This is a genomic window from Faecalimonas nexilis, assembly GCF_059731825.1.
On record NZ_AP029189.1, the window covers coordinates 1320476 to 1339696 of the forward strand.

Here is a 19221-nt window from a genome sequence, read left to right on the forward strand (position 1 = left end):
GAAATATGAAGCGAAAAGTAATGACCATACTTTGCTTTATAACCGGATTTCTATTGTGCTCATATCCGCTTGTGAGTAATCGTATTGAGCAAGAGAGGCAGCAAAAGGTGATCACCACTTATGAAAATGGGTTGGAGAAAACGAAAGATATGGAATCCGTGTGGCGAGAAGCACAAAAATATAATGAGATGTTACAGCAGATACATGGGAAAATAGTGGCTGGAATGATGGAGAAGACACTTCGTGAGGAACATTATGAAACACTTTTGAATGTGTCGAAGACCGGAGTGATGGGAGTTATTGTAATACCAAAAATCAGTGTGAAGTTACCGATTTATCATGGGACGGAGGAAGATGTTCTGGCTGTTGGGGCAGGTCATATGGAAGGTAGTGCACTTCCGGTTGGAGGAGAGAATACAAGATGTGTGATTACGGGGCATAGGGGACTTCCAAATTCAAAGTTGTTTACAAGGCTGGATGAATTGAAGAAAGAAGATTTATTCTTTTTGGATGTTTGTGGAAGAACACTTGCTTATGAGGTGTCGAAAATAGAAGTAATCGAACCAGAAATCACAGAGGTTTTGGAACCGGAAAAAGGAGAAGATTTAGTGTCTCTGATTACGTGCACTCCATATGGGTTAAACACACATCGTCTGGTAGTAACCGGAAAAAGAGTGCCTTATCGGGAGAGTGAAAGGAAGAACTTGCCAAAGAAGGTTCCGTCTATACGAGAACTGTTCTTTGACGGACTTCCGGCCGCATTTCTTGTGTCTGTTTTTGTACCGAAAAAACGAAACAGGAGGAAGAGATGTTTAAGACAAAGGAAATAGTAATGTTGTTCCTGATGATTAGTTTTTTGACAGTGGGAGCATGGAAGAATGTAGAAGCAGCGAGAGGAGAAAGTCCTTTCATTCCGGAAGAAGAGTATAAAAAAGAGTTAGGGAAATATGGAAATATTCATATCAGCTTAACAGATGGGAAAAAGGGAACGAAAAAAGAAGGAGTAGAATTTTCCTATATAAAAGTAGCAGACTGGAAGGATGGAAGTTATGAATTGACAGAGCAGTTTGAGGCATCTAAAGTGGATTTGAATCAAATTGAAACAGCTGAGCAGTTAGAAGAGGCAGCTGAAAAATTAAAAGCATTCTCCGGTAAAAGAAGTGCAAAGGTCAGGGCAGACAAAAACGGTGAAATAGAGCTAAAGAATTTAGAGACGGGAGTATATTTATTTGTGGCGGAAGAGACAAAAGAGTATGATCGGATTACTCCGTTTCTGATTGCGCTGCCGACGTGGAATGCGGAAAGCAGAGAAATGTCATATGAAGTCGAAGTGATCCCAAAACATATCCCGATTGTGGAAAAGCAGGAAGCAAAGCCGGTTGAAACAGGAGATGCAATGCAAAAAACTTGGTATGGTATAGGTTTATTATCTTTGGGAATCGTAGTGATTTTATGCATGCAGAACATTTGGAAAAAACAAAAATAGGTTAATATCGCACCTTGTCACATCCTTTTTGAATATGATAGAATATCAGACAGAACAGGAAAAGGAGGGCATCCAAATGGGAATGACGATGACGCAGAAGATTCTTGCCGCGCATGCAGGACTGGAATCTGTAACTGCAGGACAATTGATTGAAGCCAAATTAGATGTGGTTATGGCAAATGATATTACAGGACCGATGGCGGTTCCGGTGTTTTATCAGATGGCAGATAAAGTGTTTGACAAAGATAAGGTAGTGCTGGTACCGGATCATTTTACGCCGAATAAAGATATTAAATCAGCAGAAAATTCAAAATCAATCCGTGAGTTTTCAAAATGTCAGTGCCTGACACATTATTTTGAAATCGGGCAAATGGGGATTGAACATGCGATTCTGCCAGAAAAAGGAATTGTAGTTGCAGGTGAATGTATCATCGGTGCGGATTCTCATACCTGCACATATGGCGCACTTGGAGCGTTTTCTACAGGAGTAGGTACGACGGATATTGCAACCGGTATGGCAACAGGAGAATTGTGGTTTAAAGTGCCAAGTGCAATCAAGTTTGTGCTCACCGGAAAGCCGGGGAAATATGTCAGCGGAAAAGATATTATCTTACATATTATAGGAAAAATCGGAGTTGATGGAGCACTGTACAAATCGATGGAATTTGTAGGAGATGGTATTGCGAATCTTTCTATGGATGACCGTTTTACAATGGCAAATATGGCGATTGAAGCCGGTGCTAAAAATGGTATTTTCATCGTAGATGAAAAAGCGGAAGCTTACATGAAAGAACATTCCGAGAAAGAGTATAAGGTTTATACTGCTGATGAGGATGCCGAATATGACGAAGTGGTGGAGATTGATTTGTCAAAGGTGAGACCAACAGTAGCATTTCCGCATTTGCCGGGCAATGCAAAGACAATTGACGAAGTAGAGGAGATGGAACCGATTAAGATCGATCAGGTAGTGATCGGCTCTTGTACGAACGGAAGAATGGAAGATATGCGCAGAGCGGCAGCGGTTTTGAAGGGACATAAAGTACATCCGGATGTGCGTGTGATGGTAATTCCGGCAACACAAAAGATTTATTTACAATGTATTGAGGAAGGGCTTGTGACAACATTTATTGAGTCGGGCTGTGCATTTAATACTCCGAGCTGCGGACCTTGTATGGGAGGTCATATGGGAGTTATGGCAGCAGGTGAGAAATGTGTATCTACAACGAACCGTAACTTCGTGGGAAGAATGGGACATGTAGATTCACTTATTTATCTGGCATCTCCGGAAGTTGCGGCGGCAAGTGCGATTGCGGGATGCATTGCCAATCCAGAGAAAGTAGGTGATAAGTAATGAAAGCATTAGGACACGTATTCAAATATGGAGACAACGTAGATACCGATGTAATCATTCCGGCAAGATACTTGAATTCTTTTGACGGAAAAGAATTAGCAAGCCATGCGATGGTAGATATCGATCCGGAATTTGCAAAAAAAGTAAAACCGGGTGATATGATTGTTGCAAATAAAAATTTTGGATGTGGTTCTTCAAGAGAACATGCACCGCTTTGCCTGAAAGAAGCGGGCGTAAGCTGTGTGATTGCAGAGACATTTGCCAGAATCTTTTATCGAAATGCAATCAATATCGGACTCCCGATTATCGAATGTCCCGAAGCAGCGAATGGTATTGAAGCAGGAGACGAAGTAGAAGTGGATTTTGACAGCGGAAAGATTTATAACCGAACAAAGGGAACAGAGTTTCAGGGACAACCGTTTCCGGAATTTATGCAGAAACTAATCGCAGCAGGCGGATTGGTGAATTATACAAATAGCAAGAAAAAATAACAGAAAAGATACCCCGGCATAGTTTTTTTGTGCCGGGGTATTTGATTGCAGGAGAAATATATGATACAATAAGGCAACTTTACGAAAATGAGGAGGAAAAGAATGAATCAAGTAGAGAACAAAGGAAGGGCAATTGCCCTGCTCCCTATTGGAGTATTTCTGGTAATCTTTTTGGGTTCCGGTATTGTAACAGGAGATTTTTATGCGATGCCTGCAATCGTAGCTTTTTTGATCGCGTTGGCAGTAGCGTTTATGCAGAACAAACAGTTGTCATTTGCTGAGAAATTGTCAGTGATTTCAAAAGGCGTAGGGGATGAGAATATTATTACGATGAGTCTTATTTTTCTATGCGCCGGTGGATTTTCCGGAGCCGTGACGGCAGCAGGCGGAGTGGAAAGTACGGTTAATTTTGGCCTTTCTGTGCTTCCGTCTAATGTTGCAGTTGCAGGTCTTTTTGTCATCGGCTGCTTTATTTCAGTTTCTATGGGAACATCTATGGGGACGATTGCGGCACTCGCACCGATTGCTGTGGGAATCAGTGAAAAGACGGGATATGAGATGGCGATTTGCATTGGAGCAGTTGTGTGTGGCGCAATGTTTGGTGACAACTTATCTATGATTTCAGATACTACGATTGCAGCTGTAAAGACACAGGGCTGTGAGATGAAAGATAAGTTTAAAGCGAACTTTTTGATTGTGCTTCCGGCGGCAGTTATCACCATTATTATTTTCTTTATGATTACAAGAAATGGAAGCTATGAGATTACAGAGGCGCTTACGTACAACTTGTGGCAGGTAGTACCATATGTTTTGGTTTTAGTCGGAGCGTTGATAGGAATCAATGTATTTATCATGCTGATCAGTGGAACAATTCTTTCACTGATTGTAGGTGTGGCAACGGGAACACTTGCAGCATCTGAGATGTTTAGTGTAATTGGGGAAGGCGTGACAGGAATGTATGATATTACGGTAATATCGATTGTTGTGGCAGGTATTGTTTCGCTTGTGAAGGAGTACGGTGGAATCCAGTTTATTTTAAACTTAATCAAATCAAGAATCAGTGGCAGAAGAGGGGGAGAACTTGGAATTGCCGGACTGTCTCTTTTAGTGGACGCATGTACGGCAAATAATACGGTTGCAATTGTCATGGCGGGACCGATCGCAAAGGAAATCTGCGAAGAATTTGACATTGATCCGAAACGGTCAGCTTCTCTTTTGGATATTTTTACATCCGTGGGACAGGGGCTGATCCCTTATGGGGCACAACTCCTTTCAGCAGCGACGTTAACAGCACTTACACCGTTTGAAATTATACCATATCTGTATTATCCGATTCTGATGGCGATTAGTGCAATCTGCTTTATTTTGTTCCGAAAAGAACGAAAACGTATGTAGCAGAGTGACAAATGTCCGTCACAGTAAAAAACGAAATTGCGAAGTCGCAAGTTTTGTGATATATTTATATCTATAGTGAAAAAATGTGAAAAAGGGTGGTTGAGATGAATTTATTGTATAAAAGTACAAGAAACGCAGAAAAAACAGTGACAGCTTCCGAGGCAATTTTAAAAGGTCTTGCAGATGACGGAGGGCTTTTTGTTCCAGTGACGATTCCAAAGCTGAATGTCGATATGGGGACACTGAAAGAGATGTCTTATCAAGAGACTGCATATGCGGTGATGAAACAGTTTTTTACCGATTTTACGGAAGAAGAATTAAAAAGCTGTATCACAAAGGCATATGATTCAAAATTTGATACTGAAGAGATTGCGCCTCTTGTGAAAGCAGATGGTATGTATTACTTAGAGTTATTTCATGGAGCAACCATTGCCTTTAAAGATATGGCATTGTCCATTTTACCACATTTATTGACGACTTCTGCGAAGAAAAACAATGTAAAGAATGAGATCGTGATTCTGACAGCGACTTCCGGAGATACCGGGAAGGCAGCGCTTGCAGGATTTGCGGATGTAAAAGGGACAAGGATTATTGTATTCTATCCAAAAGACGGTGTGAGCAAGGTGCAGGAACTTCAGATGGTGACACAAAAAGGTGAAAATACATCGGTTGTTGCAATCCATGGGAATTTTGATAATGCGCAAAGTGGTGTGAAAGCAATTTTTGAAAATAAAGAGCTTGCAAAAGAGATGGATGCTGCGGGTTATCAATTTTCTTCTGCTAATTCTATCAATATCGGTCGGCTTGTGCCACAGATTGTATATTATGTGTATGCATATGCAAAATTGCTTAAAAATGAAGAAATTGCAGAGGGAGAGCAGATTAATGTAGTTGTTCCTACTGGGAATTTCGGAAATATTTTGGCGGCATATTATGCAAAACAGATGGGAGTTCCAATCGCAAAACTTGTATGTGCATCGAACGAGAACAAAGTTTTGTTCGATTTCTTCCAAACAGGTGTGTATGATAAAAATCGAGAATTCATTTTGACAACATCACCATCAATGGATATTTTGATTTCAAGCAATTTAGAGCGCCTGATTTATCTCATTGCAGGTCAGGATGCTGTAAAGAATCAGGATTTGATGCGCGCATTAAAATCACAGGGTGTTTATGAGATTTCAAAAGAGATGAAGGAGAACTTGGATGATTTTGCGGCAGGATATGCAACGGAAGACCAAGTGAAGAAGACAATCTCTGAGATTTATAAATCTACAGGATATGTGATCGATACGCATACAGCAGTTGCGGCATCGGTTGGGAAAGCATATCTTGAGGAAAACAAAGATGAGAGAAAGACAGTGATTGCATCTACTGCAAGTCCGTATAAATTTGCAAGAAGTGTGATGACTTCCATTGATGAAAAGTATGATACGTTGGAAGAATTTGACTTGATAGCGGAACTGGAAAAGATTTCATGTGTCAAGATTCCAAAAGCAATTGAAGAAATTCGAGATGCCAAGATTGTTCATACAAGAGAATGTGATGCGGACAAGATGGAGGAGACAGTAAAAGAGATACTGAACGTGTAAAAGTCTGCATTTTTCTGAAAAATAAATTGCATTAACAATTCAAAGAAGGTCTCAGAGGTGCAGGCAGATGCTGTACTTCTGAGATTTTTTTGAATAAAAACCGGAATACAAGAAAGATTTTTTTAGAAGAATATGAACGTGAAATTTTTGACAAGCGAATTGCAAAATTCAGTGTGAAATGAGTGAATATAATTAAAAATATATGAAAAATGCGTAAAAAATGCAGGGTTCAAGTTTCGAACTTGCATTTTTAATATTTATTTTATAGAATTTTAATGAAATTACAGGAAGAAATGAATTAGATGTATGTCATATCTTTCAAAAAAGTATTGACTTTATTAGTGAAGTATGTATAATTAAAATCAGTGAAACTTGGAAAAATTCAAACTACTATATTAAGAAATGAGGTTTATTAAGATGGCAAAAATTGATTTAAGCAAATATGGTATCACTGGAACTACAGAAGTAGTTTACAACCCTTCTTATGAAGTGTTATTTGAAGAAGAAACAAAAGCAGAACTTGAAGGTTTTGAAAAAGGACAGGAAAGTGAACTTGGTGCAGTCAACGTTATGACAGGTATCTATACAGGACGTTCTCCTAAAGATAAATTCATCGTTATGGACGAGAACTCAAAAGATACTGTATGGTGGACTTCAGATGAATATAAAAATGACAACCATCCAGCATCTCAGGAAGCTTGGGATACATGTAAAGAACTTGCAATTAAAGAACTTTCTAACAAAAGATTATTTGTAGTAGATGCATTCTGCGGAGCAAATGCAGATACACGTATGGCAATTCGTTTTATCGTGGAAGTGGCATGGCAGGCACACTTTGTTAAGAACATGTTCATCCAGCCAACAGAAGCAGAGCTTGAGAACTTCGAACCAGACTTCGTTGTTTATAATGCATCTAAAGCAAAAGTTGAAAACTATAAAGAACTTGGTTTGAATTCTGAGACAGCAGTTATGTTCAATATCACAAGCCGTGAACAGGTTATCTTGAACACATGGTACGGTGGAGAGATGAAAAAAGGTATGTTCTCTATGATGAACTACTACCTCCCATTGAAAGGTATTGCTTCTATGCACTGCTCAGCTAACACAGATATGAACGGAGAAAATACAGCAATCTTCTTCGGACTTTCAGGAACAGGTAAGACAACATTGTCTACAGATCCAAAACGTCTTCTGATCGGTGATGATGAGCACGGATGGGATGACAATGGTGTGTTCAACTTTGAAGGTGGATGCTACGCGAAAGTTATTAACCTTGATAAAGAATCTGAGCCAGATATTTACAACGCAATCAAGAGAAATGCACTTCTTGAGAACGTAACATTAGATGAAAACGGAAAGATTGACTTTGACGATAAGAGTGTAACAGAGAACACTCGTGTATCTTACCCAATCGATCATATTGAAAAAATTGTACGTCCGGTATCAGCAGCACCGGCAGCAAAGAATGTAATCTTCCTGTCAGCAGATGCATTTGGAGTACTTCCACCGGTATCTGTATTGACACCAGAGCAGACAGAATACTACTTCTTATCTGGATTTACAGCAAAACTTGCAGGTACAGAACGTGGAATCACAGAACCTACACCAACATTCTCAGCTTGCTTCGGACAGGCATTCTTGGAACTGCACCCAACAAAATATGCAGAAGAACTTGTTAAGAAGATGAAAGCAAACGGTGCAAAAGCATATCTTGTAAACACAGGATGGAATGGTACAGGAAAACGTATCTCTATCAAAGATACACGTGGTATCATTGATGCAATCTTGAACGGAGATATTCAGAAAGCTCCTACAAAGAAGATTCCATACTTCAACATTGAAGTACCTACAGAACTTCCAGGAGTTGATACAAATATTCTTGACCCACGTGATACATACGCAGATGCAGCAGAGTGGGAAGAAAAAGCAAAAGACCTTGCAGGAAGATTCATTAAGAACTTCGCAAAATATGAAAGCAACGAGGCTGGTAAAGCGCTTGTTTCTGCTGGTCCACAGTTATAAGAAATATTATAAGATAGAAAATGCCGAGTGTGTAATACGCACTCGGTTTTTTGTGTACTACTATAGAATACATGGAGGAAACATGATAAGATAAGGATAAGGTTTCACAGTTGTATGAAGGAGGTCGGAAAATGGCGCAATATGTAGAGGTAGCACGGAAAATTATAGAAGAAGTGAAAAAGGCAGTGATTGGAAAAGACGAATGTGTGAAAAAAATTCTGGCTGCGATTTTAGCGGGCGGACATATTTTAATCGAAGATATACCGGGAGTAGGGAAGACAACGATGGCGGTTGCCTTTGCCAAAAGCATGACTCTTATACAGAACAGGGTGCAGTTCACACCGGATGTACTTCCGGCGGATATCACAGGATTTTCCATGTATGATAAGAAAAGCGGAGAATTCTATTATGAACCGGGAGCGGTGATGTGCAATCTTCTCTTGGCTGATGAGATTAATCGGACATCGCCGAAGACACAGTCTGCGCTTTTGGAAGTTATGGAGGAAGGAACGGTTACAATTGACAAAGTGACGAGGGAAGTTCCGCATCCGTTTATTGTGATCGCAACGGAGAATCCGATTGGATCGGCGGGAACTCAGATGCTTCCGGAAGCGCAGTTAGACCGATTTTTTATATGTATTACAATCGGATATCCGGATATGGCGCAGGAGATTGAAATTGTAAAAGGCAATCAAAGAGGAAATATAACCGACTCAATACGACCGATTTTGAGAGCGGATCAGCTTGTGCTTTTGCAAAAAGAGGTGGAGAATATTTATATTCACGATGTGATTTATAGCTATATTGGCGAATTAGTTACAGAGACGAGAAAGCATCCGATGATTGAACTTGGAATCAGTCCACGTGGGACTGTGGCGCTTGCAAAGATGACAAAGGCGATTGCGTATCTGAATGGAAGAAACTATTGTGTCCCGAAAGACGTGCAGGAAATTTTTGAAAATGTGGCAAGGCATCGCATTCAGCTGAATGCAAAAGCACGGCTCAACCGTGTGAAGGTACAGGAGATTATAGAGGAGATTTTGAACGGTGTACAAGCTCCAAACCCAAAGGAACGATGAAGGAGCGTGTCGGATGAAAAAGTGGATCTATTTACTGATAGTGACAGTCACGATTTATCTGAATCTGCTGTATGAATGGAAAGAAGGCGGTTCAGTGTTGGCGGCAGAAATTATTTTTTTACTGTTTTGTCTGATGATGGCTGTTTTTGGGAGGCGAAGAATCAGTGCCTATATGAAGATGGATCGGATCATGCTGGAGCAAAAAGAAAGCTGCGCCGTAAAGATTCGTCTGAAAAATCCAATGGCATTTCCAGTTCCGGTTAAAGTACAGTTTTGTTATCGGTATGTGGCAGACGGAAAAGAAGAAAAACGAAAATATAAGGTGTATTTGAATGGCAGACAGGAACAAAATTTGACGTGCGAAATGATTCCAAAATATTGTGGGAAAATAGAAATTCAGATGAGAAAGGTTGTTTGCTATGATGCACTTGGCATTTTAGGAATTACAAAAAGACCAAAAGAAAAACTGTTTGCGACTGTGATGCCGAAAGTATATCCGGTGAACCTGATTGTGAGCAATCGAACAAAATGGTTTCCGGTGGATGGTGAATCCTATGCGCAGGACAGAGGCGGAGAGGACAGCGCGGAAATCTACGATGTACGGGAATATCAGGCAGGTGATCGTATGCAGAAAGTGCATTGGAAATTAAGCGCCAGAGAAAACACTTTGTATATCAAGGAATTCAGTTATCCATTGGGAGCAACGGTTGTATTGTTGATGGAAGAGGATACAAAGGGAAGTCGTGTGGGAAATTTGTTTATGGAAGCGGTAGTATCGCTTTCAGCAGCATTGCTTGAACGGGAGTGTGCCCATTATGTAGTCTGGAAGAAGAAAAATGAGGATGGAATTATGAGGATTCTTGTCCGAACGGAAGAGGATTTATATGAATGCATTATGGAAGTGTTGGAATTTTCCCCAAACTGTCTCGAACAGAATATGGAGGAGCAGTATCGCTACACATATAAGAACGATATCTATGCAGCAATGGTGAAAATAGATACGGGAATGAAGCTGCAGATTAATGGAAACGAAAAAATGGATATGGTTCAAGATGGATTAGAGGTCTTTTTTCACTCTGTTGAAATTGTGGTATAGAGGAGGATGCGTATGAAAAAATGGGGATATCATTGTGCAATGCTGCTCTATGTCTGCATGGGAACAGCGGGAATACTGCTTGCGATTACAAACACATTCCAATTGAAATATCAAAAGGCGGAAGTATTTTCTATCATATTACTTTTTTGCGCAATAGAGACTCTTCTTTTGTTGATGGAAAAGAAGAGTGGAAAGGTTCTTGCGTGGAGTGTTTCGATTGGAAGTGTTTTGCTTTTGTATCTGTTAAGGGGAGAAACTCTGCGGGAGTCATTGTTGTGTATCAAAAGAAGCGTTCTGGAAACAGCTGAAGAGTATTTTCAGATTTATCTAGGCTCCTACTTTAATGTAGATGCATCTGTAGATTACGGAATGGTTGTGCTGGGGATACTGATAGGAATGCTGCTATCGTATGGGATTGTGTGTATGAAACACTCGTGGATGCCGGTTGTTTTGCTCGGAGTCGGCATTTTGATACCGTTTACAGTGGGAAAGGTGCCAAAGATGGCAGAGGTTGTTCTTTGCATGCTTTCAGTTGGGGGAATTGTGGCGGCAAAAACGGAAAGAGGATTTCAGGTGCAGAGACGGTCAGGATTTGTGGGAGTGATTCTTGTTGCTGCGGCACTTGCCGTTGGGAGCATGTTTTCTGGAATGCAGGTGCAGAAAGCGTTCGGGGATAGAAAGGATGTTACAAAACAGATCTCGGAGCTTTTGAAAGAAAAATCATTGGATTTTTTTGGAAAAGCAAAGGGAGGAGTGAATGATGGAGTGATTGGCGGAGCAGGAGAGTTCGCAAAAGATGATGAAAAGCAATTGGTCATCACTTCGCAGACAAAGCCACAGGAAAAAATTTATCTGCAAGGGTATATTGGAACGATATATGAGGATAATAAATGGAAAGAGGGAAGAAGGAAAGAATTTCAAAGCTGGATTCGTCAGCAAAATGCACAGACGGAGGAAGTGCGGAATCTTTTGTATGAAAAACTAAAAACAGTCAGTTCGCAAGAGACGCTCTATATTGAAAATGTAGGGGCAAATACAAAGTATAAATATATTCCTTACGGGGGATATTATACAGAGAAAGATGAGATTGTATCCGATTCGTATGTGAAGGGAGATGCAAAAAAATATGATATCCAATACTGCCCGCTTGAATCCTTTGGCTCTGCAGCGCTGGAAAACACGAAAAGTCCCTTGGAAAATGCATATTTTAAATATGTATCGAAATATGATACAGAAGTGCCGGCAAAGGTTGAGAAAAGTTTTTTAGAGGAAGTAGAAAAACGTGTACCTGCGACAGATGTGTGGAGCGTGATGGATGAAATCGCACAAGTGCTGGATGGGCAGGCGGAATATAGTCTGGAACCCGGAAAGACTCTTGTAGGGGAAGATGTCGCAGAATATTTTTATTTTGAAAATAAAAAAGGATATTGTGAGCATTTTGCCACAGTTGCGACTTTGATGCTTCGTATGAAAGGAATTCCGGCAAGATATGTTGCCGGATATGCAGTGCTGCCAAGTGCATTTAAGCTGAATGAAGAGGGTGAGTATGAAGCCCTGGTAACAGGAGCGTCTGCACATGCATGGGCGGAAGCTTATGTACAGGGCATCGGCTGGATTCCGGTGGAGACAACTCCCGGATATTCAGGAAATACCATGACCGTCATACCAGATGAGATGAACACTTTGCAGGAACAGACAGAGTCACAGTTGCAGAAGAGTGAATCAAAGAAAGATGAGACGCAGCAAAATGAGCTGCAGGATAAACAGGAAGAAACGGATGAAGAAAACAATCAGTCTGGAGAGGGAAAAGATAAATTGTCGGCAGAAGAAAATGAAAAACGATCGGATAATCCGCTGCATATGATTGTAGGGATTTTCGTGGGAATGTTTTTGATTGCATTTACGGTGTTTTTTGGAAGGCGAGTTTGGATTTTGAAGAAAAGACGAATCAGCAGAAACCACGGCTATACCGAATACGTCAAAGAGTTGTTCCATAGGATGTTTGAATTGCTTGTTCTTGCCGGGAAGGTAGAAAAAAGCGAAGAAGTTGATGGAGAGTTTACTCAGAAACTTTGCAAGGCATATCCGAATATCAGGGAAGAAGATGTAGACCAGGTGGTGAAGATTGTCTATCAGGCAAATTTTGGAAATGAAAAAATTGAAAAAGAAGAATATCAGATGTGCCGAAAGCTATACTGTCAGATAAAAAGAGAAGTGTCTGTGGATGTTGTGTGGTGGAAAAAAATCTGGTGGAAATACTGGAACGGAATTTCTTTGTAGAAATGTGATAATATAGTTGAAAAATACTACACAATGTCTTATAATATGTTTAGAAAGAACCTGGGATGTGCGATACTTCCATTATTTTGAACCTACAGTACTTTAAACGGGATTCTTATATCTCTGTAATATGTCAAGCCTCCGGTTTTTGCAGAGGAAGGCAGAAAAGCAGATGCGGTTGCCCACCTAGCGTTTGCTAGGAGTCAAAATATGGAAAACGGCATTTTGGGGGACTACAAAAGAGAAAAGCAGCTACGAAAGTAGCTGCTTATTTTAGTGTAAAGATTCTAGTTTCATAAAAAAAGATATTTTTGTATATACTATAGAAAAAAGAGTGGACAAGAGGTAGCTTGTGAAACGAAAATTAAATGAAAAATATGTGTATTATGGGATAATGCTTTTTGTTGTTGCGATTTTTCTTGTAATTATGTTTTCGGAAAGAAAAAAAAGAGAAACAGAACTTGATATTGAGTCGAAGCTTCCGAAGATACAACAAGAGGAGACGCAATCAAAGGCGCAGACGGAGGAGCAAATGATTCGGGTAGTGATCAAAACGAATGGATTTCAAGAAATTGCACATGCAGAAATAAAATTTCAGGCAGAAGGGGGACTTATTGCGACTGCAGGAGATGAAAAGAGGGAGTATGGTCAAGGTGAAGTGTTTGCTGTCACACCTGATGACGCGATGTTTCAGAAGGGAACGATTAAAGTGGAATCTGTGGTTTCCGGCGATAAGATTACGGTTTCAAGTCTCAATAGAGGGTATGGGACGCCGTCGTATCTGGGGAGTTTTGAGCTGTTTTCCAGTGCGGAAGGAATGATACTTGTAAATGAACTTCCTTTGGAGGAATATCTGTATGCGGTCGTTCCAAGTGAGATGCCTGCATCTTACGAGTTAGAAGCGCTCAAAGCACAGGCGGTCTGTGCGAGAAGCTATGCTTATAATCAGACACAAGGACTATCTTATCCGGAGTATAATGCACATGTAGATGACAGCACTTCTTTTCAGGTGTATGGGAATTCTAAGGAGCAGGAGTCGGCTGTTCGAGCGGTGGATGAGACACGGGGACAAAAATTATGGTATCAGAATCAGGTTGTGACGGCTTATTATTATTCTACTTCCTGCGGAAAAACAACTGGGATTGAGGCGTGGGGGACGACGCCGGATGAACAAAATCAGTATCTGCAAAGTGTGGAGATTTGCAAGGAAGATGGAAATTCATATGAAGCAGAACTTCCGTGGTATAGATGGAAGGCGGTGGTGCCGGAAAGGGTATTGTCTAATCTGATTGAGCTAAACACAGCAACGGAAATCGGAACACTTCAAAATGTATCGGTCACAAAGCGGGGAGCAGGAGGCGTGGCACTTCAGATAGTGGCACAGGGAGATGGTGGAAGCGTGACTGTTGATACTGAAAATAAGATACGAAGAGCCTTGGGAGGAAAAGGATATCAAATTGAAAAACAAGATGGGACAGTGGTGGACAGTCAAAATTTATTGCCCAGCGCGTTTTTCCAAATAGAGAAAAGTGAAGGAAATTATATTATAAATGGAGGCGGATACGGACACGGAATCGGGATGAGCCAGAATGGAGCAAATGAGATGGCAAAATGCGGAAAAACATACATAGAGATCTTACAATTGTTTTATCAGGGAGTGACCGTGGAGTGAAAGATACTTTACGAAAAGAATGTTTCGTGATATGATTGCGTAAGATAAAAAAGAGAAGGAATCGTTTTATGAGAGTCTTGGTGAAAAAAGTAAATGAGTTTTTAGAAAAAGTAGGAAGAGACCATGTAGGGGCATATGCAGCACAGTCTGCGTTTTTTCTTGTACTTTCTTTAATTCCGATCATTTTGCTTTTGCTGACTTTGGTGCGATATACGCCGGTAACAAAAGCGGATGTGATGACGGCGGTTTATGAAGTGTTCCCGAAGACAATTCGTGCGACAATGATTTCTATTGTGAATGAAGTGTATAACCAATCACGTGCGGTGATCCCTTTGACAGCACTTATGACGATGTGGTCTGCGGGGCGCGGGGTGCTTGCAATCACAAACGGACTGAACTGCATTCATGAGGAAATTGAGACAAGAAACTATATTTTTTTGAGAATCCGGGCAGCTTTCTACACGGTACTTTTTATCATTGCGATTGTGTTGTCTCTTGTCCTGCTTGGATTTGGTAACAGTATTAGTATGTTTGTCAACGAACATGTTCCGATTTTCCGGTATGTGACGGATTTTATCATTGAAATTCGAACGGTTACGACGCTGTTAGTGCTGATTGTATTTTCTACCTGTATTTATCGTTTTCTCCCAAATCATAAGGGAAAGATAAAGTATCAGTTTCCAGGGGCTGTGTTTACAGCGTTTGGTTGGACGCTGGCATCTTTCATTTTCTCGGTTTACATGGATATTTTCAAAGGATTTTCCAATATGTATGGAAGTTTGACGACGATTGTATTGATTATGCTGTGGCTATATTTCTGTATGTATGTCATGCTTTTGGGCGGAGAAATTAATGTTTTGGTCGAGGAACATCTTGACATTACGAATTAATGTGTTAAAATGAAAAGGAATTTTGAATACAAAAAGGCATGGAACGTGTTTAGTAGAGCACTATTTTCTAACAGAGAGAGGAAATCATCGGCTGGAAGTTTCCTTTAGTTCAAATGGGAATCGAATTTCGCACGGGAGCTGTATCTTTGAACGATATAAAGAAAAGTAGAAGATAACGTATCTGCACGTTACGCAGTCCGAGTGCTCATGGAGATTTCTGTGAGAAGTAGGGTGGTACCGCGATATAGCCTCGTCCCTTTTTTGGGGGCGGGGTTCTTTTTATAAGTAAAAAAATTAAAGGAGATAAAAACGATGAAAGAAAAATTACAAAGCATCAAAGAAGAAGCATTGGCACAGATTCAGGCAGCGGATGCGCCGGAAAAATTGAATGATGTAAAAGTAAGATTCCTTGGGAAAAAAGGAGAGCTTACAGCTGTTTTAAAAGGAATGAAAGATGTAGCGGCTGAGGACAGACCGAAGGTTGGTCAGCTTGTCAATGAAGCTCGCGAAGAGATTGAGACAGCTCTTAACAATGCAAAGACAGCAATGGAAAAAGCGATCCGTGAAGCAAAATTGAAAGAAGAGGTTATTGACGTTACACTTCCATCTAAGAAAAACATGGTTGGGCATCGTCATCCGAATACAATTGCGCTGGAAGAAGTTGAAAGAATTTTTATCGGCATGGGCTATGAAGTGGTGGAAGGACCGGAAGTAGAGTATGACGAATACAACTTTGAAAAATTGAATATTCCGGCAGATCATCCGGCAAAAGATGAGCAGGACACATTCTATATCAACAAAGACATCGTACTTCGTACACAGACTTCTCCGGTGCAGGCACGTGTGATGGAACAGGGAAAACTTCCAATTCGTATGATAGCACCGGGAAGAGTGTTCCGTTCGGATGAAGTGGATGCGACACATTCACCTTCATTCCATCAGATTGAAGGACTTGTGATTGACAAAAATATTTCATTTGCAGATTTGAAAGGAACACTGGAAGTATTTGCAAAAGAATTGTTCGGACCAGAGACAAAGACAAAATTCAGACCACATCACTTCCCATTTACAGAGCCAAGCGCTGAAGTGGATGTGACATGCTTTAAATGTGGCGGAAAAGGATGCCGTTTCTGTAAAGGCTCCGGATGGATTGAAATTTTAGGCTGCGGTATGGTTCATCCACATGTACTGGAAATGTGCGGAATTGATCCGGAAGAATACAACGGATTCGCATTCGGTGTAGGATTGGAACGTATTGCACTGTTGAAATACGAAATCGACGATATGAGATTATTATACGAAAACGATATTAGATTCTTAAAGCAATTCTAGAAGATGTGCCAAAGAGTAAAATGAGCGGCGCGACAGAATATGCCAAAGAGTAGAAATTTTTAGGAGGATTTAGAAAATGAATACATCATTATCATGGATAAAAGCATATGTGCCGGACCTTGATGTCACAGCGCAGGAATACACAGATGCGATGACGCTTTCCGGAACAAAAGTAGAGGGATTTGAGGTGTTGGATGCAGACCTTGAAAAAATTGTAATTGGTCAGATTGATAAAATTGAGAAACATCCGGATGCGGATAAACTGGTTGTCTGCCAGGTGAATGTTGGAACAGAGACTGTTCAGATTGTAACCGGAGCGAAGAATGTATTTGAAGGAGCAAAGGTGCCGGTTGTATTAGACGGTGGACGTGTAGCAGGAAGTCATGACGGGAAAGTTGTAGAAGGCGGAATCAAAATCAAAAAAGGAAAGCTTCGTGGAGTGGAAAGTTTTGGTATGATGTGTTCCATCGAAGAACTTGGATCTACAACAGATATGTACCCGGAGGCTCCGGAGAACGGAATCTATATTTTCGAGGAAGATGCAGTAGTTGGAAGCAGCGCGATTGAAGCACTTGGAAGAAATGATGTTGTATTTGAATACGAGGTGACATCAAACCGTGTGGACTGCTTTAGTGTAGTGGGAATTGCGAGAGAAGCAGCGGCAACTTTTAGAAAAGAATTCTGTCCTCCGGTTGTGGCAGAGACTGGAAATGACGAAGATGTCAATGATTATATTAAAGTAACTGTGGAGAACACAGAGCTTTGCCCACGCTACTGTGCAAGAGTTGTGAAAAATGTAAAAATTGGACCATCTCCGAGATGGATGCAAAGAAGACTGGCTTCTGTTGGAATCCGTCCGATCAACAATCTTGTTGATATCACAAACTATGTGATGGAAGAGTATGGGCAGCCAATGCATGCTTACGATCTTTCTACGATTGCCGGAAATGAGATTGTTGTAAAGACAGCAAAAGCAGGAGAAAAATTCGTGACATTAGACGGACAGGAAAGAGAGATGGACGAATCTGTCCTAATGATCTGCGACGGAGAAAAATCAGTTGGTATTGCGGGTATCATGGGTGGAGAAAACTCTATGATTACAGATGATGTGCAGAACGTATTGTTTGAGGCGGCATGCTTTGATGGAACAAATATCCGTAAATCAAGCAAAAAAGTCGGACTTCGTACAGATGCTTCCGGAAAATTTGAAAAGGGACTTGACCCGAACAATGCGAAAGCGGCAATCGACAGAGCCTGCCAGTTGATTGAAGAATTAGGTGCAGGTGAAGTTGTCGGAGGAACCGTTGATGTATATGGAAAAGAAAAAGAACCGGTTCGCGTTCCATTTGATGCAGAGAAAATCAATGTGATGCTTGGAACAGATATTTCAGAAGAAGAAATGCTTGGATATTTTGAAAAAATCGGCTTGGAATATGATGCAGAGGCAAAAGAAGTGATCACACCGACATTCAGACATGATTTATTCAGACTTGCAGACCTTGCAGAAGAAGTTGCAAGATTTTACGGATATGACAATATTCCGACAACACTTCCAAGGGGAGAGGCAACAACAGGAAAATTGTCATTCAAACTTCGTGTGGAGGAAGTAGCCAGAAATATTGCAGAGTTCTGTGGATTCAGTCAGGGAATGACATATTCTTTTGAAAGTCCAAAAGTATTTGATAAACTGTTGCTTCCGGCGGACTCAAAACTCCGTGAAGCGGTGGAGATTATGAATCCGCTTGGAGAAGATTACAGTATTATGAGAACAATTTCTTTGAATGGAATGTTAACATCGCTTGCGACAAACTATAACAGAAGAAATAAAGATGTTCGTTTGTATGAACTTGGAAATATTTATCTTCCAAAACAGCTTCCGGTCACAGAACTTCCGGAAGAACGTATGCAGTTCACACTTGGTATGTATGGAGAAGGTGATTTCTTCAGCATGAAAGGCGTTGTAGAAGAATTCTTTGAAAAAATCGGTATGCATGAAAAAGAGACATATGATCCAAACGCAGGAAAGACATTCTTGCATCCGGGACGTCAGGCAAATATCATTTACGGTGGAAAAGTAGTAGGATACTTGGGAGAAGTACATCCAGAAGTGGCAGATATTTACGGAATCGGGACAAGAGCTTATGTTGCAGTGATTGATATGCCGGAGGTAGTGGAACTTGCTACATTTGACAGAAAATATGAAGGAATTGCAAAATATCCGGCAGTGACTCGTGATATCAGTATGGTTGTGCCGAAAGAAATTTTGGTTGGTCAGATCGAGGAAGTGATTGCGAAGAAAGGCGGCGCTTACTTAGAAAGCTACAAATTATTCGACCTTTATGAGGGAGCGCAGATTAAAGCAGGATTCAAATCTGTTGCATATTCTATTGTGTTCCGTGCAAAAGATAAGACATTGGAAGAGGCAGATGTGACTTCTGCGATGACGAAAATCTTGAAAGCATTGGAAGAAATGGGAATTGAATTAAGACAGTAAATAAAAGAAGGAAAGTACCGTCAGATGGCGGTACTTTTTGT

Annotated in this window: 14 protein-coding genes, 1 other RNA gene and 1 other annotated feature; all 15 genes read left to right on the top strand. The window is 40.7% G+C overall.

Annotated features, from left to right (window positions below; translation table 11 throughout):
• The first annotated feature begins 5 nt into the window (after positions 1-5).
• The 15 genes from AC6I5B_RS06520 to pheT all read left to right on the top strand — a co-directional run bounded on the left by AC6I5B_RS06520 (position 6) and on the right by pheT (position 19180).
• Positions 6-830 carry a class C sortase gene (locus tag AC6I5B_RS06520; RefSeq protein ID WP_004614074.1) on the top strand — a complete coding sequence of 275 codons (825 nt, stop codon included), beginning with the start codon at positions 6-8 and terminating at the stop codon, positions 828-830.
• On the top strand, positions 809-1486 hold the full coding sequence (locus AC6I5B_RS06525) for a pilin N-terminal domain-containing protein (RefSeq protein ID WP_004614073.1): 678 nt from the start codon (positions 809-811) through the stop codon (positions 1484-1486). Before AC6I5B_RS06520 ends, AC6I5B_RS06525 begins: the two co-directional genes overlap by 22 nt.
• A gap of 76 nt (positions 1487-1562) precedes the next feature.
• Entirely contained in the window at positions 1563-2837 is a 1275-nt protein-coding gene (gene leuC, locus AC6I5B_RS06530) for a 3-isopropylmalate dehydratase large subunit (protein WP_044987782.1), read from the top strand.
• Entirely contained in the window at positions 2837-3328 is a 492-nt protein-coding gene (gene leuD, locus AC6I5B_RS06535; protein ID WP_004614071.1) for a 3-isopropylmalate dehydratase small subunit, read from the top strand. Before leuC ends, leuD begins: the two co-directional genes overlap by 1 nt.
• Before the next feature lie 102 nt (positions 3329-3430).
• The gene (locus AC6I5B_RS06540; RefSeq protein WP_497773674.1) at positions 3431-4723 is read left to right on the top strand and encodes a Na+/H+ antiporter NhaC family protein; all 1293 of its coding nucleotides are present in this window, start codon (positions 3431-3433) and stop codon (positions 4721-4723) included.
• 104 nt (positions 4724-4827) lie between these two features.
• Positions 4828-6315: a threonine synthase gene (gene thrC, locus AC6I5B_RS06545; RefSeq protein ID WP_117787615.1), complete on the top strand. Its 1488-nt coding sequence runs from the start codon at positions 4828-4830 to the stop codon at positions 6313-6315.
• 417 nt (positions 6316-6732) lie between these two features.
• Positions 6733-8337: a phosphoenolpyruvate carboxykinase (ATP) gene (gene pckA, locus AC6I5B_RS06550; RefSeq protein ID WP_022250834.1), complete on the top strand. Its 1605-nt coding sequence runs from the start codon at positions 6733-6735 to the stop codon at positions 8335-8337.
• Positions 8338-8468: 131 nt separating this feature from the next.
• Positions 8469-9416 (top strand): AAA family ATPase, encoded by a 948-nt coding sequence (locus AC6I5B_RS06555; protein ID WP_004614065.1) that lies wholly within the window; start codon positions 8469-8471, stop codon positions 9414-9416.
• Between the two features lie 13 nt (positions 9417-9429).
• Positions 9430-10512 (top strand): DUF58 domain-containing protein, encoded by a 1083-nt coding sequence (locus AC6I5B_RS06560; RefSeq protein WP_004614064.1) that lies wholly within the window; start codon positions 9430-9432, stop codon positions 10510-10512.
• 12 nt (positions 10513-10524) lie between these two features.
• Positions 10525-12792, top strand: coding sequence for a transglutaminase-like domain-containing protein (locus AC6I5B_RS06565; protein WP_004614063.1), 2268 nt, complete (start codon positions 10525-10527; stop codon positions 12790-12792).
• A gap of 54 nt (positions 12793-12846) precedes the next feature.
• Positions 12847-13028, top strand: a non-coding RNA gene (ssrS, locus tag AC6I5B_RS06570) — 6S RNA.
• A gap of 116 nt (positions 13029-13144) precedes the next feature.
• Complete coding sequence (locus AC6I5B_RS06575) at positions 13145-14464, top strand: SpoIID/LytB domain-containing protein (RefSeq protein ID WP_004614062.1); 1320 nt, start codon at positions 13145-13147, stop codon at positions 14462-14464.
• A 68-nt stretch (positions 14465-14532) separates the two neighbouring features.
• Positions 14533-15354, top strand: a complete 822-nt coding sequence (locus AC6I5B_RS06580) for a YihY/virulence factor BrkB family protein (protein ID WP_004614061.1) — start codon at positions 14533-14535, stop codon at positions 15352-15354.
• A gap of 30 nt (positions 15355-15384) precedes the next feature.
• Positions 15385-15615: a binding site (T-box leader), on the top strand.
• Between the two features lie 51 nt (positions 15616-15666).
• Positions 15667-16686, top strand: coding sequence for a phenylalanine--tRNA ligase subunit alpha (gene pheS / locus AC6I5B_RS06585; RefSeq protein ID WP_004614060.1), 1020 nt, complete (start codon positions 15667-15669; stop codon positions 16684-16686).
• A gap of 76 nt (positions 16687-16762) precedes the next feature.
• Positions 16763-19180 (top strand): phenylalanine--tRNA ligase subunit beta, encoded by a 2418-nt coding sequence (gene pheT, locus AC6I5B_RS06590; RefSeq protein WP_022250838.1) that lies wholly within the window; start codon positions 16763-16765, stop codon positions 19178-19180.
• The last annotated feature ends 41 nt before the right edge of the window (positions 19181-19221 follow it).